Raw genomic sequence first — 26,399 nt, forward strand, 5'->3', positions numbered from 1 at the left:
GCTGTCACCTTACTCAGACAATTTCCTGACCGCACCCCCCATTTAGGGGATAGGTCTAAAATAAACGTACCTGGATACCCAACCACAGGCGCCGGCCGGTCTGGCCGTAATCGGCGGCCGTCTCATACCGCGTGTCGCCGGCGTTTTCGACACGGCCATAAAGACTGAACCGGTCATTCAACGCATAATTGGCGCGAAGATCGGCCAGGGTATAGGCGTCCAGCTGCCGGCCGTTATAGACGTCGTCGAAGGCCTCGCCGGCATGACGGACGCCCAGGCCGAGGGTTAGCCGATCCGTCGCGTCCCAACTCAGGTCGGCACTGCCCAGCTGTTCCGGCGTCCGCGGCAGACGGTTGCCGGCAAAGCCCGTCGATTGGTTGCGCGTGCCCAAGAAGGTATAGTTCGCCTTCAAATGCAGGCTGGCGGTCAGGTCCTGGGTCAGACCCAGTTCCAGCCCGATGGCGCGGGTGCGGTCGATATTGGCGTAACAGCCGAAGATCTGCGACGCCGTGCAATGACTGGCGTCCGGCGACACGAAATCGATCTGGTCGCGGACATGACGCTCGAACACGGTCGCCGTCACGACGCCGTTGCCGAAGGTGTAATCGACGCCGGCATCGATGCTGACGGCCTTCTCGACCTTCAGGCTGTCCGTGCCGTAGAAGCTGTAAAGCTGATACAGGCTGGGCGCCTTGACGCCGGTACCGGCGCTGGCATGCAGACGCCAATGCTCAGCGACGGGTGCGCTCAGGGACACTTGGGCGATATCGAGTCCACCGAAGCTGGAGGCATCGTCGTGACGGGCGCTTAAGCTGGCCGCCACCGGACCGAAGTCGCGGGTCACCTGGCCATAGATGCTGGCCAGGGTGGCCGAGGCTCGGCTGTCGCCCGACATGCTGTCGCGTTCATAGGCCAAGCCGCCCAGCAGGCGCGTGGCGCCGAAGCTATACGAGGCATGGTAATCGGCCGATTGGATATGGCCGCGGGCGCTGAAGCTCGGTGTGCCGCCTTCGTAGAAATCGTCGCGTTGGGTATCGGTTTCAGCCAGGGACAGGCTTTGTTCGCCTGCACTGTAGCGGTTGGTCAAACCAACGGCCGCGATGGTCGTGTCGGTCTTGCCGAAGTCGCCGGTGTCGCCGAAATTATAGAAAGGCGGGACGTAGCCGTCATAGTCGTTGCGGCTGTGGGTCTTGCTGGCGAAGGCGTGCAGGGTGGTGGCGCCCAGGTCGTAGGCCAGGCGGCCGCGGAGGGAGGTTTGGGCAAAGCCGTCCTTTTCCGTGCCGCCGGCGAAGGCCGAAACGCCGTCGTCATTATAGGCGCTGCCGGCCAGGCCCCAGGTCAGGCCGCCGCGCTTGCCGCCAATATCGGCACGTGCCGAGCCGTAGCGATCGAAGCCTTCGAGGGCAAAGCCGCCTTCCAGCGGCCGGCTGGGCGTATGGCTGGTGATGCTGATCACGCCGCCCAGGGCGCCCGAACCCCAAAGGGTCGACAGCGGTCCGCGCAGGACTTCGATGCGATCGGCGTCGCCCGTGGTCAAAAGGCCGAGATTGGTGCCGCCGCCGACCTGGGACGGGTCGTTGAGGCGGATGCCGTCGAGCAGATAAAGGGTATGGTCGGCGCCGGCGCCGCGGATCGAGGCAGCAGCGGCTTCACCCGGTCCGCCATTGTGCGCCACGGTCAGGTCGGTCGTATGCGTGAGCAGGTCGGCGATGAACAGGGATTGATAGGATTTGATGTCGGCGGCGGTCAGGACATCGACCGGCTGGCCGAGTTTTGACACCGGTAGGCTCTCGCGGGTGACGGTGACGACGACTTCGGTGGTCTGTTCGGCGTGGAGGCAGGCGGGAAAGGCCAGCAGGGAGGCGGTGAGGAGGAGGGCGGGTTTCAACACGGAAACGGCCTTTCGGTCAGGGACGAAAGCCGGGCGGACACGAAGGTTCGCAGCCGCCAGGCTGACAAAACATCGTCTCTCGAGTTGATTGACGCCGCACCCAATCCTGGCATCCGGCTTCATTCCCCGCTCGCGCTGCACTTCCCGGCTACGCAAAGGACGACAGCCAAGGCAGGTTTCCTGACTCGCGTCTCGAACGCTTGAACTGCAGTCTTCCCCGCTTGCACGAGTGACATAGGGCAGCAAAGCTCGGCGCTTACAGTTGCGGGGACAGTCCGGGAGTTACACCCGGTTCCCTATTATCTTCCCGTAAGGGAAGCACCATTGGCACAGGTCGGTGACTAATGGCAGACGCCTATGCCGTCAAGCCATCCGTTACGAATTGATCCGAACGACCGAGATAACCTTGGTGAACAGGGCGTTCATGGCATCGGAAATGCCTTGGCTGGGGCTGACCTCGAAATAGAATCCGGGCGAGGCGCAGGCTTCCATTTGGGCGGCGATTTGATCGGTACCCGATTTGGGCGGTACATAGCCGGCAACATGCTGGTCATAGAACTTGTCTTTGCCCGCAAGCGACAGGTACGTCGTATATAGCACGGCAATTTTGACACCGCGCGCCTTCATGGCTTTACACTGCGTCGTATCCAGGGGCGTAATGCTGCGGCAAGGATTGCCGTCGTTACGTGAACAATCATAGCCGTCATTGACACCATCCGAGACAAAAAACAGGACCTGCTGTGGTTTGCCGGACGAGGTGCCATCCCCGGACGCAGGAATAATAATGTTCATTCCCGTCAACATCGACTTGAAATTGGTTTGCCGGTCGTTGTTATAATTTTGATAGGGCACGGTCATCAGATCGATGGTCGCCGCTTTGGTTGCTGATCCGTCAAGGTCGCTGGTCAGCGCACTTACCAGATAGGGCACAGGGTTTTGCTGGTCGATCGTCTCCGCGGACAGCCCGAAATCATAGATCGCCATCCGGTACTGTCCGGCCAGGCTTTCGGTTTTCTTCGCCGTCGTCATCAGGTTTTGTGTCGCCTGGCGCACAACGTCGATTCGCAACGTGACGCCCAAGGTTTTGGCCAAGGTATAGCGTTCCGGGGTAGTCGCAGGATGGGCGCCGCTGAACGGCCCGGTTTCATGGCAAGCGAAGGCACAACTTTTTTCCTTGCCCGGGGAATTGGCTGTAGCGGCTACCAATTTATCGATATCGGCATAGGTTGCCCCAAGACCCATGGAGGGGCTGTTGTCGAGCAACAGATAAAAATCGATATAGGGCGGGACGGTCGCCGACGAGGTCGACTTCACATTGACCGGCAATGTACTCAGGCCGATCAGGCCCAGCATATAGGTCTTGTAGGTGCCGGTGACCGTGACGACCGAGGTCATGGTAGTGTCGACCTTGGTGACCTTGGCCGTTACCTTGATGTTCGACACGTCGGCCATCTTTTGCTGGTTGGCGGCGAAAATGGTCTGAGCCTTGGTGGCGCCGATCGGGATATCGCCACTGGTCATCGACAGGCCGGCCTTGAAGGCGGGGGAATTGACGGCGATCGAGCCGACGCTGGCGACATCGGCCGCGTCCTGGAGCTCGGCTCGGGCCTGGGTGACACGGCTGAAATCGATGGCGCCGCCGACGGCAATAAAGATCGCCGGGATGGCCAGGGCGAACATCATGACGGTGTTACCCGCGCGGTTTCGCCAAAATCTCTTCAAGTTTTGCAGCACCTGGTCGCCCCAACCTTATGTCAAGGCCGACAGGATCGCACAAATTACTTAAGGAGTTTTGAGCGCCGACAAGGTTTTATTCCGCGCCCGATTCGGCTTTCGATTCGGCAGGCGTCAGGGTTTTCAGGCTAAGCGCATGCACCGGACCGGCCAATTCTTCCGCCAAAGTGACGTTGACCAGTCTCTGTCGCGCCACACGACCCAGGCCTTCGAAGGCTTCGGATACGATTAACACGGAAAAATGGCTCTCCCCCCCTTCACGCGCACCCGAATGCCCACTATGTTTGGCGCTGTCGTCGGTTATCTCAAGAACCCGGGGACGGAGGGCCTGGTCAAGTTTCGATCTCAAGCGATCGGCGATGGCGCCCATAATTCGGCCCTCTTCATCCGTTAAGTTTCTCGACCCTCTGTTAAGATTTTAGGATCATAGTTCATCATATGAGCGAAGGATTTAAGTACAAGCCCAAATTCATGGATATGCGTATCCGTCCGCCCAAGGAAGGCGAGGAACATACGCGCCGTCCGGAGGACGATGTCCTGCATTTGAAACCTGGGCAGATCCAGTGCGAATGGCCTGAGTGCCATAAGGCATCGACGGCGCGCGCCCCGAAATCGCGCGACATGATGAACGAGTACTACAATTTCTGTACCGGCCACGCCGCCGAGTACAACAAGAACTGGAACTTCTTCGCCGGCATGAGCGAAGGCGAAGCGAGACGGCACCGCGAATCGACCGCGACCGGCGACCGCCCGACCTGGGCCTTCCGTGCCTCGCGCCTGAGCCGCGAAGCCGCCAATGCCGCCGTTAAGGGCACCAACTCAAAGACCTTCTTCGATCCGCACAGCGTCTTCGGCGCGGGCGCAGCACCCTTGCGCGACAAGGCTGCCCCGGCCGCCCGCCAATTCGGCAAGATCGAACGCCAGGCCTTTGCCGATCTCGACCTTGAAGTCGGGTCTACGGCTGAACAGATTCGCGTGCGCTATACTGAGATGCTGAAGCGCTGCCACCCGGACAACAACGGTGGCGACCGGTCGGCCGAAGACAAGCTGCAGCGCGTGATAAAAGCGTACAAAGTCTTGAAGAAAATGAGTCTGGCTTAAGAATCTCCTCCCTTGTGAGCCCATGGGGCGAAACGGGGGAGGTGGCAGCGCAAGGCCGCAGGCCGCGTCGCTGACGGAGGGGGCCTACGGACGGAAACCCATGACGCAAATCGTTAAGGGCGGTTGCCAATGCGGTGCGGTGCGTTTTGAAGTCACCGGGCCTTTGACGCACGCTTCGATCTGTCATTGCCGCATGTGCCAAAAGGCGTTCGGCAGCTTCTTCGCGCCGCTGGTCTCCGTCCGCGGCACGGATTTCCGCTGGACGAAAGCCGAACCCAAGCGTTTCCAGAGCTCCAACCTGGTGCAGCGCGGCTTCTGTGCGGAATGCGGCACACCCCTCACCTACGAAGCGCCCGACGGCATGGCGGTCGCCATCGGCGCCTTCGATCATCCGGACCAGCTCGAACCCATCATCCAGTATGGCGTCGAATCGCGTATCGCCTATCTCGACCACCTCAATGCCTGGCCGGTGCGCACGACCATGGACGATCTTGAAGCCGCGCCCTTCCTCGACCAACTGATCAGCTACCAGGCCCCTGACGAGCCTTAGGAAAAAACTTCACGGTTGGGCAAGTTTTGAGTTGTCTCAGGGACCTTAAGGTCTTAGCTGAAACCCGTAACGTTCCGCACCCGAAAGCCTGATCGATCATGCCTGCCGAGCTCGAAATACCCGACCCTTTGCTGAACCACGTCCCCGACAAGAAAGTCAGCATACGTGACGTCTTCGGCGTCGATTCCGACATGATGGTGCCGGCCTTTTCGAAGCGCGACAGCCACGTGCCCGACATCGACGATGCCTACCGCTTCGATCCGGCGACGACCTTGGCCATCTGCGCCGGTTTCGCCTATGACCGCCGGGTGATGGTCCAGGGCTTCCACGGCACCGGCAAGTCGACCCACATCGAACAGGTCGCCGCCAAGCTCAACTGGCCCATGGTCCGCGTCAATCTCGACAGCCACGTCTCGCGGATCGACCTGATCGGCAAGGACGCCATCGTGCTGAAGGACGGCCAGCAGGTCACCGAATTCCGCGAAGGCATCCTGCCGTGGGCCATCCAGCGCCCGGTCGCGCTGGTGTTCGACGAATACGACGCCGGCCGCCCCGACGTCATGTTCGTCATCCAGCGCGTGCTCGAAGCGCAAGGCCGCCTGACCCTGCTCGACCAGAACAAGGTCATCAAGCCGAACCCCTATTTCCGCCTGTTCTCGACGACCAACACGATCGGTCTCGGCGACACGACCGGGCTTTATCACGGCACCCAGCAGATCAACCAGGGCCAGATGGACCGTTGGTCTTTGGTCACTACGCTCAACTACCTGTCGCACGAAGCCGAGGTCGGTATTGTCCTGGCCAAGGTGCCGGAATTCGATACAGCCGCCCGCAGGCCGATGATCGAAGCCATGGTGCGCGTCGCCGACATGTCGCGCTCGGCGTTCGCCAATGGCGACATCTCAACCGTCATGTCGCCGCGGACCGTTATCACCTGGGCGCAGAACACCCTGATCTTCAACAACGATCCGGAACTGGCCTTCCGCCTGTCCTTCCTCAACAAGAGCGACGAGCTGGAACGCCATACCCTGGCCGAGTTCTACCAACGCGCCTTCGGCACCGACGTCAAGGAATCGGCCTTGAAGGTCAAGGTGATCTAAGGACTTCTGCCACCCATGGCGACCAAGCCGACCATCCTCAGCGAGCCGTTCAAAAAGGCACTGGTGCATTCCACCCGCGCCCTGGCGGAAGACTCTGAGCTCGAGGTCGTCTTCGGCTCAGACGGCCCGCGGCTGGATGGCAACAAGCTGATCCTGCCGCACCCGCCGCGCGATCTTAATCCCAAACAGGCGGAGCAGATTCGCGGTGTCGCAGACCGCATGGCGCTGCGTATCGCTCATCACGACGATATCGTTCACGCCCGTGCCCGTCCACGCGACGAAGCCAGTGCCGAGGCCTTCGATGCCTTGGAAGATGCTCGGCTTGAAGCCATTGGCGCCAAGGCCATGGAGGGCGTCCGGCTAAATTTGAACGCGGCCAATGTCGGGGCTTTGGAGCGTAGCGGAATCGCACGCCGTGAAACCAAGGATGAGGTCGGCCTTGCCTCAATGTTGGGGCAAATCACCCGCGAAATTTTGACGGGCGACGCCGTTCCGGGCCTTATCCAGCGCATTATTAATTTTTTTCGCAGCGACATCGAGAAGAAGACCGGCGAACGCCTGCGTCAGTTGATGCCCTATATCCACGATCAGGCTGAGTTTGCCCGCATGGCGCGGCGGGTCATCACCGATTTGGATATGGAAGACGACGGCCAGGACGCCGAGGACGAAAGGAAGGACGAGGGCGAGGAGGGCGAGTCCGAAGGCGACAGCCCCAAGGACGACGCCGAGGACCAGGAAAAGCCCGACGACGGCGAACAAAAGCCCGACCAGGCCGAGGAACAACAAGGCCAGGACCAACCCGAAGAGGGCGAAGAAGATTACACCCAGATGCAGGGCGACCCGCAGATGGCGTCGGAATCTTCGACGGACGAAATCCCCGACGGCGAGGCCGGCGAGGCCGAACGCCGCGATGACGACACGCCGCTGGAAAAGGTACGCAAGGATTACGACGTCTATACCCGCGACTTCGACGAGGTGGTGACGGCCGAGGAATTGTGCGACCCCGAGGAACTGGAACGCCTGCGCGGCTTCCTCAATGCCCAGCTGGCCAATATGGCTTCGGTCGTGTCGCGCCTGGCCAACCGCCTGCAACGCAAGCTGTTGGCGCAACAGAACCGTTCGTGGTCGTTCGACCTCGAAGAGGGCGTGCTTGACGCCTCGAAACTGACGCGCGTCATCGTCGATCCGTCGGCGCCCTTGTCGTTCAAACAGGAAAAAGACACCGAGTTCCGCGACACGGTGGTGACGCTTTTGCTCGACAATTCCGGCTCGATGCGCGGCCGCCCGATCATGGTCGCCGCCATCTGTGCAGACGTCCTGGCGCGTACGCTCGAACGCTGCGGCGTCAAGGTCGAGATCCTCGGCTTCACCACCAAGGCGTGGAAGGGCGGACAGTCGCGCGAAAAGTGGGTGCGCGACGGCAAGCCGGCCAGTCCCGGCCGTCTCAACGATCTGCGCCACATCATCTACAAGGCCGCTGACAATCCGTGGCGCCGAACGCACAAGAATCTCGGCCTGATGATGCGCGAAGGCCTGCTCAAGGAAAACATCGACGGCGAAGCCCTGCAATGGGCCCATTCGCGCCTGATCAACCGCCCGGAACAGCGCAAGATCCTGATGGTGATTTCCGACGGCGCGCCGGTCGACGACTCGACCCTCAGCGTCAACAGCGGCCATTATCTCGAAAACCATTTGCGTCGCGTCATCGACGATATCCAGTCCGCGCCCAAGACCTCGCACCGCCATGTCGAGCTGGTCGCCATCGGCATCGGCCACGACGTCACGCGCTACTACAAGCGTGCCCTGACCCTGATCGACGTTGAACACCTCGCCGGTGGCCTGATGGAAAAACTTACCGAGCTCTTTTCAGAACCGTAGAGACTCCATCTTTTGGCGATTGGCGTCGCAGTCGTCGCTAGCGGGTATCAATATACCCGCGTCGCTAGCCGGCTAGCCACTCATCCAAAATCTGGGCCTCTACCGGCCTGGAGATAGAAGGAAGTTAAATGCGTTTCGTGTGTCTTGCAGCTTTTGCCTTGCTTGCCTCAGCAGCCACCGCCGAACCGGTGCCTTATGGCGGCGAAACGGTCAGCTTCCGTGCCTTGCCGGCGATCGTCGACAAGGGCGCCCTGAACCCGCAAGTCCGTTATGTCGGGGGCTATGAGGTCACGGCCCACGGCACCTCACAGGTCGATGGCCTGTCCGACCTGCAACTCACTGTGGACGGTGATGGCCTGAAAGTCGAAGCCATCAGCGACCTTGGCGCCGGCATCACCTTCACCATGGCACCCGACGGCAAGGGCGGCCTGCTCGACAGCCCGGTCAAGATCGAGCTGCTGCGCGACAAGGAAGGCAAGACCGCGATCAACCGCGACTTCAACGACGCCGAAGATATCGCGCTCAATCCGGCCACCGGCGAACGTTTCGTTTCTTTCGAACGCTTTCAACGCATCATGGCCTATGCGCCGGGCACAGCCTGGGGCGGCACACCACGGCAATTGCCGCTCGCCGGCCTGCCGGTCTTCCCCAATAACGAAGGCATGGAAGGCCTGAGTTACTTTCACGAAGCCACCGGCGACGGGCTGCTGATCGGCGTCGAAGCCGGCGGCTTCTGGCGCTGCCCCATGAGCACTTTTGTCTGTACATCGGTCGATGGCCCGTCCGTGCCGGGCTTTCTCTACATGCTGTCGTCCCTGGCGCCTCTACCGGACGACGACCATGCGATTCTCGCCCTCTATCGCTATTATGACCCCTTCAACGGCCCGCGCAATGTCGTCCGCCTGCTGCGTCTGGAAGGCAATCGCCTGGTCAAGGTCGCCGACCTGGCGCGCGTTGCGCCGCCCTTGCCCTATGACAATTATGAAGGTGTGGCGGCTGTCAAAACCGGCACAGGCTACCGCCTCTATCTTATCTGTGACGGCCTGCATGACGGCGACAAACCAAAGATCCTGATGTTCGATTGGGTTAAGTAAGGCGCCCCACCACCACGCCCTGCGGGCGCGGTCCCCCTCCCCGGCAAGCGGGGAGGATCAAGAATAATGTGTTCCTCTCCGCTTGCCGGGGAGGGACCATGTAGCGAAGCTGACGGGGACGCCCGTGCGATGGTGGTGGAGCCACTTTGCCGACATACGTCCGTTAACCCAAAGAAAAAGCCCCGCAGGCGGACCTGCGGGGCTTAAATATCTACAAAGACCTTAAGCTTACGCCTGAGCGGCAGCCAGCTTGTCCTTGATCTGCTTCTTGAGGCGGCGGGCGCGGATCGACAGATCGGCATCGTCAGCCTTGACCAGGAAAGCGTCCAGACCACCGCGGAAGTCCAGCGTGCGCAGGGCGGCGTTGGTGATCTTCAGGCGGAAGGATTGACCCAGGGCGTCCGAGGCCAGAGCAGTTTGACGCAAGGAGGGCAGGAAGCGGCGCTTGGTCTTGATGTTAGAGTGGCTCACGCTGTGGCCGACCATCGGGCCGACACCGGTGAGTTCGCAACGACGCGACATGGGATGCACCTTGGCTAGAATAAAATGGGCACGCGAGCGGAGTTCTCCGTCGCGAGAGAGGTGCGTCTATAGGCAAACCTAACCGTCCGGTCAAGAGGAAATCAGGGATTTCTTAAGCTCAAACGCTCTGTTGGCGAAAGAACGAGGTTTTCGAGTTATGGCGAGTGGGATCAGGCCATCGCGTCAGGGATTAGATGACGCGCCGATGAAATCCCCTTCGTTCTCGAAATCGTAGTCATCGTCTTTTCGATTAAAGTCGATATCGAATATATGCGTGCCGTCCGAGCGACTACATTCTTTATAAACGAGAATGCCGCCAAACGTTCGAGTCACATCATCCAGTAGATTCTCAAGTGTCTCGTATTTGGCGGATGGGTTCAGGTGTGGACGATTCTTGGAGGGCAGCTCACCTAAGCCACCACCCGTCGTGAGGATATGCCTGACGCGCAAAGCCTGCAGCGAAGCGCGGCTGGCGCTAATCCCGGCCCATATAGCGTAAGTGGGATTGTAGCGATCGGTCTCAGTAAGCTCTAGGTCAACGAGCTTCGCTTGAAGGATTGGCGGCCCTGCAACATCACTTTTGATGCCAACAAGTCCGGGACGAACTTGGCTAACCGAAACGCCCTCGTCGCCTCGGACCATGTCCTGAATCGCAGACAAAGCGTCGCCTTTGCCATTTTTAGTATCGCTATTTATGCCAAGGTCGAGAGGTATGTCCTCTAAAACATCCGAGGCGCACGAAGTATGATATTCGATCCAAACGGATACTCCATTTGCCTTTACAACAGACAAAAGTGGAGCGAGCTTCCGGATGTCGCTCACAGTATCTATGGGCTTGCCAGTCCCGCGTTGCTCTTTAGCTTTGCAAGCTGATATTGGCGTGCATGCGACGCACATAATAACCAATAATGCCGCCCTGTTGCTTATGATGCTCATAAGATTCGCCACCATCCACTATTGGCCGCCGGCTGCTACCACCGGCAGGTCGATAAAGCTCGCCTGATCCGTCGCGTGGAAGACCTTGATCGTCGCCGCCTTGTAATCTTCCGGCTTGGCGAAGAAGATATTGTCGACGAAGGTCTGGGGGTTGCGGTCATAGAGCGGGAACCAGCTCGACTGGATCTGCACCATGATGCGGTGGCCCTTGGCGAAGACGTGATTGACCGCCGGCAGGTTGAAGCGATAGGCCAGCGGCGTATCGGCCTTGATCGGCGTGGCGTGATCCAAACCCTCGCGATAGCGGCCGCGGAAGATATCCATGGCGATCGGCAACTGATACCCGCCCATCTCGGGCTGGCTCGGGACCTCGTCGGGATAGACGTCGATCAGCTTGACGACGAAATCGCCGTCGGTCCCGCTGGTCGAGGCGATGATATTGGCGATCGGCGTCCCGGACAAGGTGACGGCTGCATCGAGCACCGGTGTCTCATAGGTCAGGACATCCGGCCGGCCGGAGGCCTCGCGCTGGTCGTCGACCAGCCATTGCGTCCAGGTGAAGGCGCCGCCATAGCCGACCGGCTGGATCGGCCGCGCCCGGAACGGCACGGGTTTGGTCGGATCGGAAACATAGGCGTCGGCGCCGTCTCCGGCGGGCGCAGCAAAGCCCAACCCACGATCGGCTTCGAGATAGAGCTTCCGGTCGGCCGTGGCGCAGTCCGTCGCGCACGGGGCCGGCCACGAATCGCGTTTTTGCCAGACATTGGCGCCGGTCTGGAAGGCATTGACGGGTGCTACATCCATCGCCGGCGCGTCGTCCTTCAGATAGTGATCGAGGAACGGCAGCAGGACCTGCCAACGGAACTGCTTGGCGGTATCGGCGTCGAACTTGACGGCGCCCAAGTGATCGCCGGTGTCGATCTGCTGGCCATGGTACCACGGTCCAAGCGTCAGGAAGACCTTGTCGTTGCCGGTGTCCTTGGCTTCCAAAGCGCGATAGACGGCCAGGGCGCCGTAGATGTCCTCCTGGTCCCACAGCCCGCCGACCACCATGACCGGCACCTTCAGCGGCTGGGCGCCGACGATCTTGTCCATCGCCTGGTCCTGCCAGAAGCTGTCATAGGCGGCATGCGTCGTGATTTTTTGCCAGAAAGGCAATTGGTCCATACCGTATTGCCGGGCCAGCTCGCCGGCGGTTCCGGCCTGCATATAAAGGTTATAGTCGTCATGATAGGCCGACAGCCACTTGGCCGAATTGTCGCGCGTACCGGTCTGCTCGAACATGTAGGGCATGTTCTGCTCGCGGAAGGCGCCGTTGTGGAACCAGTCGTCGCCGCGCCAGCCGTCGACCATCGGGTTCATCGGCACGGCGACCTTCAAGGCCGGGTGCGGATTGACCAGGGCCATCAGCGGCGTGAAACCGTCGTAGGAAATACCGATGATCCCGACCTTGCCGTTGGATTCGCTGACATTTTTGACCAGCCAGTCGATCGTGTCATAGGTGTCGGTGGCATGGTCTACGTTCGTTGGGTTCAGCGTCCCGCCGGCCAGCGGCCGGTTCATGACATAGGTGCCTTCGGAGCCATATTTGCCGCGCACGTCCTGGACGACGCGGATAAAGCCGCCGGCGACGATAATATCGGCGGCATTGTCATAGCCCTGCAGAACCGATTCCAGATGCGTGCTGGGGTTATGCGTCGTCAATCCGTTGGCGTCGTAGGGCGTCCGCGTCAGCAGCATGGGCGCGTGGCTGGCGCCCTTGGGGATGAGGATGACGGTGTGCAGCTTGGCGCCGTCGCGCATCGGAATCATCACTTCGCGCCGGGTGTAATCGGCCTGGTCGGGATTGACGGCGAAATGCGCCGGCGTCTCGCCATAGGCCGGCGGCGGCGCCTTGGCCGTTGCGGCCAAGGGCATCAGAGTCAGTACCGCGGCCATCGCCGCGCTGGATAGGCTATAGGCACGTGTCATGGTTCACCCCTGTTGCGATCAGTCCCGGCAGCAAGGGGTAGGCCGACTTGTTACATTGTCAACCGTCAATCAAATTTGTTCGGTGACTCAGTGGTCGTAGCCAGGCATAAAAAAAGCCTTCCGGCGCAAACCGGAAGGCTCATTCTTATCCCTTAACCCGATCGCTTACGCGGCCTTGGTCAGGTTCTTGTTGAGGATAGCCACGGCCTGGTCGCGATCGATCTTTTCGATGGCGGCGACTTCGCGGGCCATGCGGTCGAGCGCCGACTCATAGAGCTGGCGTTCCGAGTAGGACTGCTCGGGCTGGCTGTCGGAGCGGTAGAGGTCGCGAACGACTTCGGCCAGCGACACCAGGCAGCCGGAGTTGATCTTGGCTTCATATTCCTGAGCGCGGCGCGACCACATGGTGCGCTTGATGCGGGCGCGGCCCTTCAGGGTGACCAGGGCTTGCGACATGACGGCGTCGGCCGCCAGGTGACGCAGGCCGGCCGTCTTGGCCTTCTTGGTCGGTACGCGCAGGGTCATTTTTTCATGGTCGAAGGTGACGACAAAAACTTCAAGCGAGTAACCGGCAACTTCCTGGGTCTCGACGGCCGCGACCTGGCCCACGCCGTGGGCGGGGTAGACGACCTTGTCGCCTACGGCGAAGTCATGACGGGAGAGGGTGAGGGTGTCTGCGGACATTGGGTATCCCTTTCGCTTTAAAGCTAGGGCAGAGAGGATGCGATCCGTCTTTGGGCGTCAGAAAGGCTCAGGCCCGGTATTGAGGAGAACACCGTGGCATACAACAAAGCGCACAAAAAACACGACCTGGAGGGATTTCCCAAGAGGACCTATGAATTGCGCGCCATTTCCTGACTAAGACAAGATTGTCATCCGACCTGCGTCGATGGTGCATTACAGGCTGCCGCTAAGGCGCCAGTCCGAACGCATAAAAACAAACGAAGATTTGCGCGTGTCATGAGGTCTGGGAATATCCTTTCAGCAAGGACAGAAGAAGGCCGAACGACTCTTGCAATACCGAGACTTATATCACAATTTTACGACAAAATAAAGTGTCGATGGCCTCTATGTCAGCGCTGTCGTAACCGCAGGATAAACTGTTACACCATAAAGGTTTGCGCTGCAAAAAATCGCGGTTACGCCAATCGTGACACGATTTGCCACAATTCTTTTTCGACTCATCCCGCGGTCAGCGGGCGAACATAATGATCATTGCGCAAAGCACAATGACCTGAGCGGCGACGGTAAGCCATACTTGTGAATAAACGCCGTCTTGCTGGTTTTGTGGCGAAAAGCGTGGGCGCCGGCGATAGCGCCCGGCCAGCCGCCCATGGCGCAGAGCTGTAGCAGGCGCTTTTCGGGCACCCGCCGCATACCGTTGACGGCGTAATGCTTATCGGCGCCCCACACCGCGAAGGTCAGGCCATTGATAACGATAAGATAGGTGATGACGACGAGCCACAGGTTCATGGCGGCATTTAATCAAATGAGGTTTAAGACTTGCTTGTCGTCGCGTTATTCGAAAATCTTCGCAATGGCGCCGCTCACAGGTTCCCCCTTATCGGCGCGCAACACGACATAGGTCGCCGCGTTCAATAACGGAATGAACAGGGAGGTGAAGATAAATATCACGAATGTGAAGCTGAGTATCATGAGGCTCGCACCATCAGAAACCTCACCGGTTTCTTTATCTCCAGGAAACATCGCCGAACCAGCAATAGCGACCACCCCAAGGCTGATGAAGCTGATCAGCGACAGCGATATATTGGTGAGAAGATTCAAACCGAAAAGACCCCAGCGATGGCCTTTGGTCAGCGTCCGTGAACGTGCGAATGCGCCCAATATGCCGGGCTTTTCGTAAATGTAGGCCGGTACCGTCGCCTGGAAAACGACGATGAAGAGCAGGGCGGGGATGACAAGGAAGGCTGTGCCGACAAGGACGGCTATCGTCCAGATCGCACCGATGAGCAGGACGGGCGGGATATTGCCAAAGCCGTTACGCAACAGCGTTCCAATGCGCACCGGTTTGTCGGCTGCGTGTAACAGGGCAATGTCCGTCACCGTGCTCCACAGGGCGGCTATCGGCAGAAATAGATTGAGCGCCGGAGCGAAAGCCATCAGCGGTGCATTCGTCCCTTCGAATATGGCCGCCACGAACACAATGAGAAAAAGGCTTATGAAATAGAAGCCGATGTATACGATGCCGGTCATGGCCAGGAGCGGAACGATGCGCCTACCCATGACGGAAAAGGTCAGGCCGAAAACGGTCCCTAAAGTAAATTTCAAGACCGCCCCCCGCAAGACACCTTACTTGCCGTCGCCGGGCTTCTCGGAGAAATATTTCTCGAACTTGCCGGTTTCGCGCTCGAAATCCTCGCGGTCGGCCGGCGGCGTGCCCTTTTCCGAGATGTTCGGCCAGATAGCGGCGTATTTGGTATTGATCTCCAGCCACTTGGTGCCTTCGTCCTCGGTGTCCGGCTTGATGGCGTCGACCGGGCATTCGGGCTCGCAGACGCCGCAGTCGATGCATTCGTCTGGATTGATGGCGAGGAAGTTTTCGCCTTCGTAGAAGCAGTCCACCGGACACACCTCGACACAGTCCATGAACTTGCATTTGATGCAGGGATCCATAACGATGTAGGTCATGAGTGTAGCCGCCTTCGATAGGTAGAGATACGCAATATGGGTGCATGCGTCATGCTTTCAAGGCGGCGCAGTGTCAAGGCCTGAGCGCGTTTCGCCCGGCCATTTATTCTGATGTCACGATTGAGTCTGAGTTGTGTAGAGGGTTTGGGCCTCCGGCGCCGGGCCGCGGCGTTCCCCTGTATCGTTGAGAACGACGTCGATCAGGCGGGTGCCGATGGCGAAAATCAGCCGGTCGCCGGGCTTGACCGCCTGCGACGATTTGTCGACGCGGCTGATCTGGCCGTTGCGCTCCAGGCGGATATGGCCGGACTCGCAGGCCCGGGCCGACAGCGAGCGCGTCTTGAAGAAGCGGGCACGCCATAGCCAGACATCGAGACGAACGGAAGGGAGGGTATCACTCATAACCGGAATTTGGGAAATGCCCAGAGAGATGTCAACCGGGGCAAGGGCTATGCTCTTGCCGTGACGAAAACGTCAGCACAGCCGCACAGGATGCCGGCGAGATTCGGAGTGGTTGTGGCCGGATTGGCGGAAAACCGACGCTCCGAATCTCGATATGGAAATTTGTTGCCGGTATTATATTGCCGTATAATTACGATGTGTAAAATTTATTATCATATTTCGTATTTTATCCATTGACATGGCAGGGCAAGCTTGGTAGGTTTTCCTCAGCATCCAGTGTTGCGAACGAAATCAACCCCACGGTCTTTGACCGGTGGGGCTTTTTTATGCCTGAGGAGGGCCTTCCATGACCACAGAGACCAAGACAGAGCGGCGTCCGCGCAGCACCTATTCGGAAAAACTGGCCGAGCGGGTTTGCCAGCTGATTGCGGTGAGCACGGTCGGGTTGAAGCGGATGGTCGCCGCCGACATGACGCTGCCGAGCGAAAGCACCATCTATCTGTGGGTCCAGCTCTATCCCGACTTCCACGACAAATATCATGCGGCGCGGGAAGCCCAGGCCGAGGCGCGATGGGCGGCCTGTCAGGTGATCGCCGAAGACTACCAAAAGGATGTCAAGGTCCTGGTCGATGCGAGCGATCCGCAGTTGGCGGCGAAGACCAAGGCGCTGAATGAGGCCGCCAAATTGGTGATCGATGTGCAGTGCCGGATGATTGCGTGGCTGTCGCCGAAGAAAGCGAGCGACATTGTCAGCAAGCCGCCCAAGCGCAAGAGCAAGCCCTTTATGTACAAGACCCTGGATGATCTGATTTGCTAAGGCGCAGCGGGGCCTGGGCTATTCTATTGCCGTGACGAAAACGTCAGGACGGCCGCATATGATGCCGGCTGAACGACGGGCTTCCAGGCCTTGATCTGTTTGTCGGCATTGGCGCGTTGGGCAGCGGTGATGCGTTCGGACGTCGCAAGTGTGTTATTCTTTGCCTTGGCTCGTACCGTATCGTCCGTTGTCGTTTTTTCCGCCAGGCTGAACCAGATATAGGCCTGGGGCATATCCAGGCTAAGGCCGGTTCCTCGGGTGTACATGAGGGCAAGACTGTACATGGCTTCGTAGTCACCCTGGTCGGCAGCTTTGCGGTACCAGGTTGCAGCTTCCGCCGGATCCTTGACAATGATTTGCCCTTCCAGCGACAGGGTGCCCATGAGATATTGTCCCATATCATATTCCGCGTTGACTTCGCCTTGCTCGGCCGCTTTACGGTACCAAACGGCGGCAGCCTCGTAATCAGGAGCGACGCCGAGGCCCCCGGCAAAAATATCGCCAAGGTTGGTTTGCGCTGGCGCAAAGCCCTGGTCGGCAGCCTTCTGGAGCCAGAGTCTCGCCTGGCCATAGTCCTGCGCGACGCCGCGCCCAGACGCGTACAGAACGCCCAGGTTAAATTGTGCTTCGACAATCCCCTGTTCGGCGGCCTTTTCAAACCATTTGGTCGCAGTGGCGTCATCCTGAGACACGCCCTGGCCGGCTATATATAACTGAGCCAAATTGAATTGCGCCTTGGCGACGCCTTGATCGGCCGCCTTTTGGTACCATTGCGCCGCTGTCGCCAGATCTTGAGGCGTGCCCAGGCCGCGGTCATAAAGTGTAGCGAGATAGTATTCAGCCTGTGCATTGCCGGCATTGGCCAAGGGGAGCCAGGCTCGCATCGCCCCGGCGTAATCATCGGCGTTGTAAGCGGTCATGTCGAGACCACTGTCCGGTGTGCTGGCCACCGGTGGTGGCGTCTGCGCCCCAGCAACCGTGCCCGTCAAGGCCAGGGCGATGGCCGACAAAGCCAGAATGAATGTGATGCGCATATGAAGTCCCCCTGCAAATCGACGCGGTCTAGCGCCGGATCATCTCCCGATACAGGCACCATAGAGAGGCAGGTTGCGTTTGGCTAGACCAGGTCCGCCCTCCCTTCTAGGGGGAGCCATTCAGGCTTTGAAAAGTCGCCGCTCAAAATCCGCGGACAAACCCTTACGCCACTGCCGGGTTCAAGGCCCTGCCGATCACCCCGCTGAGCGCGGCATTCTGTTCGCGCAAGCTTGCCGCCTCGTTCTCCAGGGCCTCGACCTTTAAAGCGTGGTAATCGAGCCCGATCTGGTGCGTCGCCCAGTTCAGCACCTCGATCTCGTCCGGACGATAGCTGGCGCCGTCGGGCCGGGCACTCAAGGCCGCGAAGCCGAACAATACCCCACGGTGGCTCATCGGCAAGGCCAAGGCTGCCGGTAGCGATGAGGGCAGGGTCGTCGGATCGACGGCGTTATGCCGCGCGCGCAAGGCCACCACCGCCGCGTCATTGTCATCGATCGTTTCGCCGTCCTGGGCCACGAAATTATCGCCACCGCGTAGATACAGCGTGCAGGTCGCCCCAAGCGTAAACCGCGTCAGCTCACCGGCAAAGGCCGTCAGGAGGGCCTCGGGCGCGTTGACAAAGTCCGCCTCGCGCACGAAGCGCCGCAGGGCCTCTTCATTGGCGTGCCATTTGTGGAAGAACAGCTTTTCGATAAAGTGTTCGACCGTGTCACGGACGCGGTGAAAGACAAGATAGATGCCGAGCGCGATCGCCGCATCGATCAGGGCGCTCTTTTCGCGGCTTTCGATCGGGATGAAATGCTCGATCGCCCATTCGGTAATCCCGAACGCCACCAGCAGGATGGCGCTGATGATGCCATAAACCACCGCGCGGTTGACGACAAAACCCAAATCGATGACCTTGTCGCGCAGCACGGCATAGGCGAACAGGAGGTGCCCGGCGGCCGAAAGCCATTCCGCGGTGATGTACCACGCCCGGTAACTTGCGCTGCCGAAACCCCCATACAGCAGGTTCTGCACGGCGAACATGATGTCGCAGGCGATGACCATGGCGATGGCCACCGTCATGATGGCATAGCGTTTTTGTAGTTCCTGGCGGCTCTTGCGCCAGCCTATGATCAGGCCGATCAGGGCCACGGCAAAGCCGAACTCTGTGAGCACCAAGGTATAGGTTGTGGCGTGCTCCAGCAAGGGCGGCGCATAGTTCAACATGGTCACCGGCACATAGCCGGCCGTGGCGACGGCAAATAGGGCGGCATAGACCACAAGGCCGATCCATACGGCTTTCGGCACCGGTCCGTTGTTTTCGCGGTAAAACAGGATGGCGAACGACACGAAGGCGATAGCGACGAAAAACGACTGCACGATCGTCCAACTCAGTGTGTACCAGAAGAAGGCTTCCGGCGCCTGGTTTTGTGGAATAAGCGTCGAAAACAGGGCGAAGGCTATAAAGCTCAGGCCCAGCGTGATCAGGGCGTTGGAGCGCTTGGCCCGTATCAGGATCAGGCTGCCGATGAACAGACTGAAGAGCGACGTGCAATTGTCGAGAATGATCAGACTTTGAAAGCTTTGAAAATTCTTGTCGCGAACCTGTTCGGCGGCGCTGACCACGACGTGCCGCGCCGGCGGTCCGAGAATGGTCACGCCAACGGTCTCGTGCACCGCCATCCACCGCTGTAACTGGCCGTCGTCGACCGCGTGGTCGAACAATAGCGCGTCACCTTTGTGGATACCCTGAGCGGCGAGGGGAGAGTCGGGTTCGATTGAGGTAACCACGACGTGGCGCTGTCCCGACTCCGAGGTCCGTGTGAAGGTCGCGCCCAGGGTGCCGCTGCCGGGTTCGCCCTGGACGAAGAAGAGGATGGTCAGGAGCGAGCCCACGGCCCCCAAGGCCGCCATGGCGATGCCGATACTACGGGCCGCATTGCGCAGGCGATCCGGCCAGGGATTGGGTGAATTGCTCATGCTTGCCCCACATATTGAGTCGTCAGGATCGACAGCGCTCAACACCCTGTCAAGGAACCTTTTTGATCAAGGGACGCGGAATTTGCTCTTGTGATAGCGCTGTCATCGGCTATGATTGTAATCGATAACAATGGCCCGCAAAGGGCCCCTCCTGGGAAGAGACCTATGAAGACGTCACACAAGATCATGGGCGCGGTATCGTGTCTGGCCCTTATGCTCGGCACCGCCGCCAGCGCCGAACCGCTGCTCAAACTGAACGACAAGGGCTATTTCGAAGCGCCCGGGCTCAATGTCACCGTCTTCGCCGACATCTATCCCGATGGCCACCAGACGGGGGTCACCGTCATCCAGCACGGCGTCCGCGTGGCGGCCAATGGCGATCTGCGCCTGGAAGCCTCGCCCGGGCAATGGTCGCCCATGCCGGCCGGCGACGGCAAGCCCGTCGTCGACGCCGCCACCAATTCCGTCACCCAGACCCTGCACTATCCGGACGACAGCAAGAACCGCAAGGGCTTCAACCCGATCGACTATCCGGATCTGAACTTCAGCTACCACGTTCGCGTCACGCCGATGGATGGTGACGCCTTCCAGGTTTCGGTCGATCTCGACAAGCCGCTGCCGGCCGATTGGGACGGCAAGGTCGGCTTCAATTTCGAACTCTTCCCCGGCGATTTGTTCGGCAAGGCTTGGCTGATGGACCAGTCGTCCGGCATCTTCACACGCCAGGCCGACGGTCCCATGGCCGACGACCATGGTCAGGAAATCACCGCGCCTCTGGCCAGCGGCAAGACCCTGATCGTGGCGCCCGACAGCGACCTGCAGCGCATGAAGATCGAGAGCCGGACCGGCCAGTTGGAGTTGATCGACGGCCGCGGCAATTTCAACAACGGCTGGTACATCGTCCGCGAAACCACCAGGCCCGGCGCCACGAAGGACGCCATTACCTGGGTCATCACACCCCATATCGATCCCAATTGGCGCTACAAGCCGGTGATCCAGGTGTCGCAGCTCGGCTACCGCCCGGATCAGGCCAAGACCGTCATCATCGAACAGGACTTGCGCGACCGTCAGGCCGACGCCATCGTGCTCTATAAACTGAGCGAAACCGGCAAGCAGGAGGTGTCGCGCCAGACGCCGAAACCGTGGGGCCAGTTCCTGCGTTACAATTACCTGACCGCCGACCTGAGCGCGGTCAAGGATCCGGGCATGTATGTCATCGGTTACCGCGACGAGCTTAGCCAGCCCTTCCGCGTCGGCGACGACGTCTTTGACCGCCATGCCTGGCAACCGACCCTGGAATATTTCCTGCCGGTCCAGATGTGCCATATGCTGGTCAGGGAAAAGTACCGCACCTGGCACGGACTCGACCATGAGGACGACGTTCGCATGGCTCAGGTCGGCGACCATTTCGACGGTTACGATCAGGGGGCGGATCTGCTGACGACGTACAAGTCGGGCGACCATATTGCCGGTCTTAATTCCGGTGGCTGGCACGACGCCGGCGATTACGACCTGCGCGTCGAAAGCCAGATGGGCACCGTGTGGCTGCTCAGCAAAATGGTCGAGGAGTTCGGCCTGAACTACGACGCCACGACCATCGACGAGACCAAAAAAGAGGCCGACATCCACCAGCCGGACGGCCAGAACGACGCCATCCAGCAGATCGAACACGGCCTGCTGAGCGTGCTCGGCGGCTACCATGCCCTCGGCCGCAGCTATCGCGGCATTATCGAGCCGCACCTGTCGCAATATACCCTGCTGGGCGACATCTCGACCCAGACGGACGGCCTCGACTACGACCCGGCGCTCAAACCGGGCGAAAAGACCGCCACGACATCGAGCCTCGATGACGACCGCTGGGTGTTTACCGAAGACAATCCTGATCGCGAACTGGTCACGGCCGCGCAGCTCATGACCGCCTCGCGCGTGTTGAAAAGCGCCAATCCGGCCATGTCGGCAGATGCTCTGGCCGCCGGCAGCGACATCTATGGCAAGGCTTTCGACCGCGCGAAAAACTTGAAATCGAAAGTCTTCGCCTTGTCGGAACTGATCCAGACCACGGGCGACGCCACCGCCATGCGCCGGCTGATCGCGTTGAAACCCGACATCATCGCCCATATCGATGAGACTGGGGCGGTTCTTGCTTCGGCCATGCCGCTGATCAAGGATAAGGCGTTCCAGCGCGACGTCGCCGCCGCCGTCAAAACCTATCAGGCCTCATTGACGCAAAAGGCCACCGAAACGCCGTACGGGGTGCCCTATGTCCCCTATATCTGGGGCGCCGGTTGGGACATCCAGGACTTTGGGGTCCAGCAATACTTCTTCCGCAAGGCGTGGCCGCAATATACGTCCGACGCCCTGCAGATGGAGGCGCTCAACTTCGTACTGGGCGTCCATCCGGGTGAAAATACCGAGTCCTTCGCGTCGGGTGTCGGTTCGAAGTCGGCGACCACGGCCTATGGCGGCAACCGCGCCGACTGGTCCTATATTCCGGGCGGGGTCATCTCCGGGACGGCGCTGATCCGTCCGGACCTGCCCGAGCTCAAGGTCTGGCCGTTTTTCTGGCAGCAGACCGAATATGTCATGGGCGGTGGCGAGACCAATTACATGTTCCTGGTTATGGCGGCGGGGCAGAAGAAGTAGTCGCGACCGCCCCAGGCGCCATCTCCTCGCTCCGCAATATTCCGCTCGACATGTCGCCCGCTGGCAGTCCATTCTTGAATATCGCTAGGGCAGGGGGATGGCATGTTTGGTTTCGGCAAAAACACCATAAAGGTGGAGTTTTTCAAGTCCGGCGAGGCCGCGCCCTTCGCCGTTTCCGACGTGCCGGTAGCCCAATTGCCCGATACCTTTGCGGTCAACACTACCTTGCATATCGGTGGTGAGGACTGGACAGTCGTGAACGCCAGCCCCATGGACAAGCCGGCATTCCGCAAGACCGGCAAGTTGCAGCTTGTCCTGACCAAGCCGTCCAAGGTTATGCTCGACCCGGGCACCATTCTTTTCAGTCTCCCGACCATAACGAACGATATCCCGGCCACGATCCCGGCAACGTCCCTGACCGGTGTGGCTATTTTCCATGAAGATGACTGGCGGCAGACGGAATTCATCACCGCAGCACAGCAAGCTCTGATTGATGACGAGATAACGGCCATAGCGGACATCTATGCGAATGAACGCCAAGGCCCAGGCTTCCGCAACCTGCACCTGCGCCAAAGGATTGCCCAGCCGCTCGCGGGCCAGTTCATGACTGTCGGCGATCTGGAAGGCCACTTTGGTGTCCGATCTGCCTTCAAGGGTGTCGGCTTTAATAGCGCCACGGCACTTATTCAGCACGGCTTTGCGTTCGTTACCGATGGCGGCGGCACGTTATGGGGGCAGACTGCTGAAGACGGAACCATAGCTTTTCTGAACCTGCGCTCGGCAACACCCGCAGGTGACCGCGCCGACACCGGACTGGATGAATTCCTGAGCGAGAACCGACTCTACTTGGTCGATTGGCCAGCCATGACGGTACGGACCGGCGATAGCCAGAAGCGCGTCCAGCATTGAGGGCACAGCTTTTGCGGTGTAGCGAGTGTTGGTCTTAACGGCTTTCAGGCTAGGTCGGACTCGGATTGGGTCTGGGCCTTGGCGATCTCAAGTATTTTCCGCCATCGAACGCCCACGGATGCCGCTGGCCAGACTGTCAGTAGCGACCGCCTGCATCGCGGCAATCTTCTCCGCGCGCGCCATAGCGAACATGTCACTCACCGAATGGGGGCTGACGCCACTGGCCATGCCTTCGTCAATCTTGGTTTGCATGGCGGCTATCTTCTCAGACCGTTGGTCGCGGCGGATCAGGTCGCGGACATAGTCGCTGGTATTGCTGTATTTGCCGCCCTCGGCCTGGGCTTCCGCCCACGCCTTCATCTGGTCGGGCAGGGAAATGATCATCGTCGCCATGGCCAATCTCCTCGAAAGAAAAAGATAGGCATTTGGGCAGGCATTGTCAAAACGGGCATTAAAAAAGGCCGGACCAGAAGGTCCGACCTTTTCAATGCTTTATCAGCAAAAACGCTTATGCGCTTTCGAGTTGCTCGGCCGACATCTTGCCGGACTTCGCGTCACGAGCCAGCTCGTAGGAGACCTTTTGGCCTTCATTGAGGTTGCTCATGCCAGCGCGTTCAACGGCGCTGATGTGAACGAAAACGTCCTGGCCGCCATCGGTAGGCTCGATGAAACCGAAGCCCTTTTGCGGATTGAACCACTTGACTGTACCTGTGCTCATAATAAACCCTTTCAAGGTATTAGTGTTATACGCACGCAGATAATATATCCGCGTACCTCTCGCTTAAATTTTGAATGGGGGTTCGCTTGGGGCGTCGTAAAACGCAGAAACAAATCAGCAGACAAGTCTAAATCGATGGCTGGTCTCTACACGCTTTGGCGCCGATAAGCAAATTTATTCTGTTTCAGGCTTATTCTATTCGACAATCACGTAGAGGCAATCCTTCGGCAGATCGACGATCAGGCCGTCTTTCGTCCGGCGAACGGCTACCTTCGCCACGGCCATGAAGTTGCCGTCGAGGGCCGTTGCGCGGGTCAGGTCAGGATTGGTGATCGTCACCTGGGCCTGGGTATCGGCGACCAGCCACGGCGCATGGCCGTGCTCGACGATCGTCCGGCCGGTGGCCGTCGCCCCGTCCGCCGAGGTCCAAGTGGCGGCTGCGTCCTGCCAGCCGGTCGGGCGCGCCTGGGTGCCGACCTGGATCAGGACGCGATGACTGGTGCTGAGCGGGTGACCGTCGAGACTGACCACCGTCACCGTGGCATAGGCATTGGACGAAGCGATCGTGATGTCGGACAGCCGATACGACCCGCTGCCATCCTGCAGAAAGCCCGACACGCCCTGGGCTTGCGGGCTATCGATCGTGACGACGCCCTTGCCATAGTTCCAGTGCATTTGCCCTGTCAGGCTGGTCACGGTTGCCGTCTTGGCGTCGATATTGGGCGCCAGATCCGCGACGTGATTGTCGCCGGCTTTAAAATCCATCTTTACCGGGCCGACCAGGTAGTTCAACGCCGAAACATTCGTCGCATCATGGCCTTCGCGCACCGTATCGCGATTGGGATCGAAGCCGCCTTCTTCTTCGATCAGCGGTTTCGCACGGTTCCACAAATCCTCAGGCGTGCGGTGTTCGAACACGGCCGGGGCAGGGGCCTCGGCCATGTCACCTTGGCGATACATCAGGGCCGCGGCCGGGAATTGCCCCAGCAACATCGGCGTACCGGTGGTGAACTTGCCGATCGACGGCAAATAGCCGTTGGCGCTCTTCGGCTGATCCCAGCCCGGCCCGTCGCCCAGGCTGAACCAGTAGAACCCGTCAACTCCGGTCAGGGATTGCATGGCCGAGACCAGGAACGGCCCCTCGCTTTCATAGCCGTTGGGCGCTACCCAGTCGGATTCCGTCACCAGCATGGGGTGGCCGTCGACCTGTTTGAGATTGAGCGGAAACTGCGCCACGTCCTTGATGGTCGAGACATTGGTGAAACGCTCGCCCTTGGCCACTGCCCAGCCGGCCGTATCGCTGCCTTCGTGGACGCCGGTGACATAGCGATTGACCGCCAGTATGTCGGTGGCCGTATAGCTGTAGCGTTCGGCATCGAAGAGATAGGTCGAGCTGGCCGTCCGCCAATTGCCGGCATTGATCAGCTGTTGGGCGCCGAGATCGTCCTTCACGAAATGCACGATGCCGGCGTTGAAATCGTACATGGTCCGGGTCAGGAACTCGGTCGAGTCGCGATAGCGGCGTCCCAAACCGCTGTCCGAATCCATCGCCTTGCCGAGCTCTGCGAGATTGGGCAGGGCCATCATGCCGGCTTCGGGGCGGTCCTGGCTGGGGGCCGCCACGGCCTGGGCATGGTCCCAGGCGTCTTGCGCCGCCGCCAGGGAGCCGTAACGGGCCGTCAGCCAGTCGCCGAACTGATGTTCCAACAGGTCGCGATCGGCGCCTTGCAGGCCGTTGAACGTCCAGAACAGCAACGAATCCTCGTTCTGGATCTGGAAGATGGCGACGGCCGGATCGTCCTTCAAAGCCTGGCCAGTATAGGGATTGACGCGCGTCATCATGGCGCGGATCCAGCCTTTATAGGCGTCCTGCATGACGGGATCGTAGAACAGCAGGCCCATGGTCGTCGCGTTTTTGGGATCGCGCGGCTCGGTCCAGTTGGGAAATAGCCGCTTGCCCGCGTCGTCGAAGACGTGATCGGTCAGGGCGTAATAAGGGGATACGGTGACATAGATGCCCTGTTTCTTCATCGCGGCGACGAAGTAGAACAACTGGTCTAACGCCTCTTCATTGACGTCGGTCAGCAGCGAATCCGGGCGGTTGATGGGGGCCAAGTGCCCGTGCCAGCGCACCATATTGACGCCGCGTTTGGCGAGGAAGCGGGCATGGGCGTCGATGTCGGCGTGGGAGGCTTCGGCGGTCACCGTGCCGCCCCAGAAGCGGATCGGCTGGCCGTCGCCGCGGACAAAGCTGTTGCCGTCAGGGCTTAAGTGCACAAAGCCATGCTGGCCGGCGACACCTTCATTGAGGCTGCGCAGGTCCAGTTTGGCGTCGGGGCTGAAGGTGTCCTGAGGCGGGTCGAACGCCCACCAACCCTTGCCGGCTTGGGGTTGGAACACCGGTTCGGCGCTGGCCTGCGCCATCCCCAGAACGGCCATCGCGGCCAAGGCCCAAAATGCACGCTTCAACATGGCAGGGCCCTT

Annotated in this window: 24 protein-coding genes and 1 riboswitch; of the genes, 8 read left to right on the top strand and 16 right to left on the bottom strand. The window is 59.9% G+C overall.

The window, feature by feature from the left end; translation table 11 throughout:
- Positions 1-55 precede the first annotated feature (55 nt).
- The 3 genes from AC1DX3_RS13870 to AC1DX3_RS13880 all read right to left on the bottom strand — a co-directional run bounded on the left by AC1DX3_RS13870 (position 56) and on the right by AC1DX3_RS13880 (position 3,995).
- The gene (locus AC1DX3_RS13870; RefSeq protein WP_476989901.1) at positions 56-1,891 is read right to left on the bottom strand and encodes a TonB-dependent receptor plug domain-containing protein; all 1,836 of its coding nucleotides are present in this window, start codon (positions 1,889-1,891) and stop codon (positions 56-58) included.
- A gap of 153 nt (positions 1,892-2,044) precedes the next feature.
- A riboswitch (cobalamin riboswitch) is annotated at positions 2,045-2,232 on the bottom strand.
- 34 nt (positions 2,233-2,266) lie between these two features.
- On the bottom strand, positions 2,267-3,574 hold the full coding sequence (locus AC1DX3_RS13875; RefSeq protein WP_476989902.1) for a TadE/TadG family type IV pilus assembly protein: 1,308 nt from the start codon (positions 3,572-3,574) through the stop codon (positions 2,267-2,269).
- A 127-nt stretch (positions 3,575-3,701) separates the two neighbouring features.
- Positions 3,702-3,995: a BolA family protein gene (locus AC1DX3_RS13880; protein WP_476989903.1), complete on the bottom strand. Its 294-nt coding sequence runs from the start codon at positions 3,993-3,995 to the stop codon at positions 3,702-3,704.
- A gap of 68 nt (positions 3,996-4,063) precedes the next feature.
- On the opposite strand from AC1DX3_RS13880, the gene AC1DX3_RS13885 reads away from it, so the two are divergent.
- From AC1DX3_RS13885 to AC1DX3_RS13905, 5 genes are all read left to right on the top strand, one after another.
- On the top strand, positions 4,064-4,726 hold the full coding sequence (locus AC1DX3_RS13885) for a J domain-containing protein (protein WP_476989904.1): 663 nt from the start codon (positions 4,064-4,066) through the stop codon (positions 4,724-4,726).
- 100 nt (positions 4,727-4,826) lie between these two features.
- On the top strand, positions 4,827-5,276 hold the full coding sequence (locus tag AC1DX3_RS13890) for a GFA family protein (RefSeq protein ID WP_476989905.1): 450 nt from the start codon (positions 4,827-4,829) through the stop codon (positions 5,274-5,276).
- A 98-nt stretch (positions 5,277-5,374) separates the two neighbouring features.
- Positions 5,375-6,376, top strand: coding sequence for a cobaltochelatase subunit CobS (cobS, locus tag AC1DX3_RS13895; protein ID WP_476989906.1), 1,002 nt, complete (start codon positions 5,375-5,377; stop codon positions 6,374-6,376).
- 15 nt (positions 6,377-6,391) lie between these two features.
- A complete protein-coding gene (gene cobT / locus AC1DX3_RS13900) occupies positions 6,392-8,254 on the top strand; it encodes a cobaltochelatase subunit CobT (protein ID WP_476989907.1) in 1,863 nt (620 codons plus the stop codon).
- A 128-nt stretch (positions 8,255-8,382) separates the two neighbouring features.
- Entirely contained in the window at positions 8,383-9,348 is a 966-nt protein-coding gene (locus tag AC1DX3_RS13905) for an esterase-like activity of phytase family protein (RefSeq protein WP_476989908.1), read from the top strand.
- Between the two features lie 228 nt (positions 9,349-9,576).
- Here the strand turns inward: AC1DX3_RS13905 and rpmB are convergent, their stop codons facing one another.
- The 8 genes from rpmB to AC1DX3_RS13945 form a co-directional block, all read right to left on the bottom strand.
- Entirely contained in the window at positions 9,577-9,870 is a 294-nt protein-coding gene (gene rpmB, locus AC1DX3_RS13910) for a 50S ribosomal protein L28 (RefSeq protein WP_476989909.1), read from the bottom strand.
- Between the two features lie 183 nt (positions 9,871-10,053).
- A complete protein-coding gene (locus AC1DX3_RS13915; protein ID WP_476989910.1) occupies positions 10,054-10,806 on the bottom strand; it encodes a hypothetical protein in 753 nt (250 codons plus the stop codon).
- A gap of 18 nt (positions 10,807-10,824) precedes the next feature.
- Positions 10,825-12,777 carry a CocE/NonD family hydrolase gene (locus tag AC1DX3_RS13920; RefSeq protein ID WP_476989911.1) on the bottom strand — a complete coding sequence of 651 codons (1,953 nt, stop codon included), beginning with the start codon at positions 12,775-12,777 and terminating at the stop codon, positions 10,825-10,827.
- A 165-nt stretch (positions 12,778-12,942) separates the two neighbouring features.
- A complete protein-coding gene (locus AC1DX3_RS13925; protein ID WP_476989912.1) occupies positions 12,943-13,461 on the bottom strand; it encodes a CarD family transcriptional regulator in 519 nt (172 codons plus the stop codon).
- A gap of 528 nt (positions 13,462-13,989) precedes the next feature.
- Entirely contained in the window at positions 13,990-14,250 is a 261-nt protein-coding gene (locus AC1DX3_RS13930) for a DUF1294 domain-containing protein (protein WP_476989913.1), read from the bottom strand.
- Between the two features lie 45 nt (positions 14,251-14,295).
- A complete protein-coding gene (locus tag AC1DX3_RS13935; protein WP_476989914.1) occupies positions 14,296-15,066 on the bottom strand; it encodes a hypothetical protein in 771 nt (256 codons plus the stop codon).
- A 21-nt stretch (positions 15,067-15,087) separates the two neighbouring features.
- Positions 15,088-15,426 carry a ferredoxin FdxA gene (fdxA, locus tag AC1DX3_RS13940; RefSeq protein WP_476989915.1) on the bottom strand — a complete coding sequence of 113 codons (339 nt, stop codon included), beginning with the start codon at positions 15,424-15,426 and terminating at the stop codon, positions 15,088-15,090.
- Between the two features lie 114 nt (positions 15,427-15,540).
- Complete coding sequence (locus AC1DX3_RS13945) at positions 15,541-15,828, bottom strand: RNA-binding S4 domain-containing protein (RefSeq protein WP_476989916.1); 288 nt, start codon at positions 15,826-15,828, stop codon at positions 15,541-15,543.
- A 346-nt stretch (positions 15,829-16,174) separates the two neighbouring features.
- Between AC1DX3_RS13945 and AC1DX3_RS13950 the strand changes: the two genes are divergently transcribed.
- Entirely contained in the window at positions 16,175-16,645 is a 471-nt protein-coding gene (locus AC1DX3_RS13950) for a terminase small subunit-like protein (protein ID WP_476989917.1), read from the top strand.
- Positions 16,646-16,668: 23 nt separating this feature from the next.
- On the opposite strand, the gene AC1DX3_RS13955 is transcribed toward AC1DX3_RS13950, so the two are convergent.
- Together AC1DX3_RS13955 and AC1DX3_RS13960 are read right to left on the bottom strand one after the other, a co-directional pair.
- On the bottom strand, positions 16,669-17,679 hold the full coding sequence (locus AC1DX3_RS13955; protein ID WP_476989918.1) for an SEL1-like repeat protein: 1,011 nt from the start codon (positions 17,677-17,679) through the stop codon (positions 16,669-16,671).
- Between the two features lie 163 nt (positions 17,680-17,842).
- On the bottom strand, positions 17,843-19,645 hold the full coding sequence (locus AC1DX3_RS13960; RefSeq protein ID WP_476989919.1) for a hypothetical protein: 1,803 nt from the start codon (positions 19,643-19,645) through the stop codon (positions 17,843-17,845).
- A gap of 165 nt (positions 19,646-19,810) precedes the next feature.
- On the opposite strand from AC1DX3_RS13960, the gene AC1DX3_RS13965 reads away from it, so the two are divergent.
- The gene (locus AC1DX3_RS13965; protein ID WP_476989920.1) at positions 19,811-22,288 is read left to right on the top strand and encodes a cellulase N-terminal Ig-like domain-containing protein; all 2,478 of its coding nucleotides are present in this window, start codon (positions 19,811-19,813) and stop codon (positions 22,286-22,288) included.
- 102 nt (positions 22,289-22,390) lie between these two features.
- Positions 22,391-23,197 carry a hypothetical protein gene (locus AC1DX3_RS13970; protein ID WP_476989921.1) on the top strand — a complete coding sequence of 269 codons (807 nt, stop codon included), beginning with the start codon at positions 22,391-22,393 and terminating at the stop codon, positions 23,195-23,197.
- Positions 23,198-23,284: 87 nt separating this feature from the next.
- Here AC1DX3_RS13970 and AC1DX3_RS13975 read toward each other — a convergent pair whose 3' ends face one another.
- The 3 genes from AC1DX3_RS13975 to AC1DX3_RS13985 form a co-directional block, all read right to left on the bottom strand.
- A complete protein-coding gene (locus tag AC1DX3_RS13975) occupies positions 23,285-23,590 on the bottom strand; it encodes a type II toxin-antitoxin system ParD family antitoxin (RefSeq protein ID WP_476989922.1) in 306 nt (101 codons plus the stop codon).
- A gap of 115 nt (positions 23,591-23,705) precedes the next feature.
- On the bottom strand, positions 23,706-23,915 hold the full coding sequence (locus AC1DX3_RS13980; protein ID WP_476989923.1) for a cold-shock protein: 210 nt from the start codon (positions 23,913-23,915) through the stop codon (positions 23,706-23,708).
- A 195-nt stretch (positions 23,916-24,110) separates the two neighbouring features.
- Positions 24,111-26,387, bottom strand: coding sequence for a hypothetical protein (locus tag AC1DX3_RS13985; RefSeq protein WP_476989924.1), 2,277 nt, complete (start codon positions 26,385-26,387; stop codon positions 24,111-24,113).
- Positions 26,388-26,399: the final 12 nt, after the last annotated feature.

The organism is Asticcacaulis sp. P2_B1 (assembly GCF_056404915.1).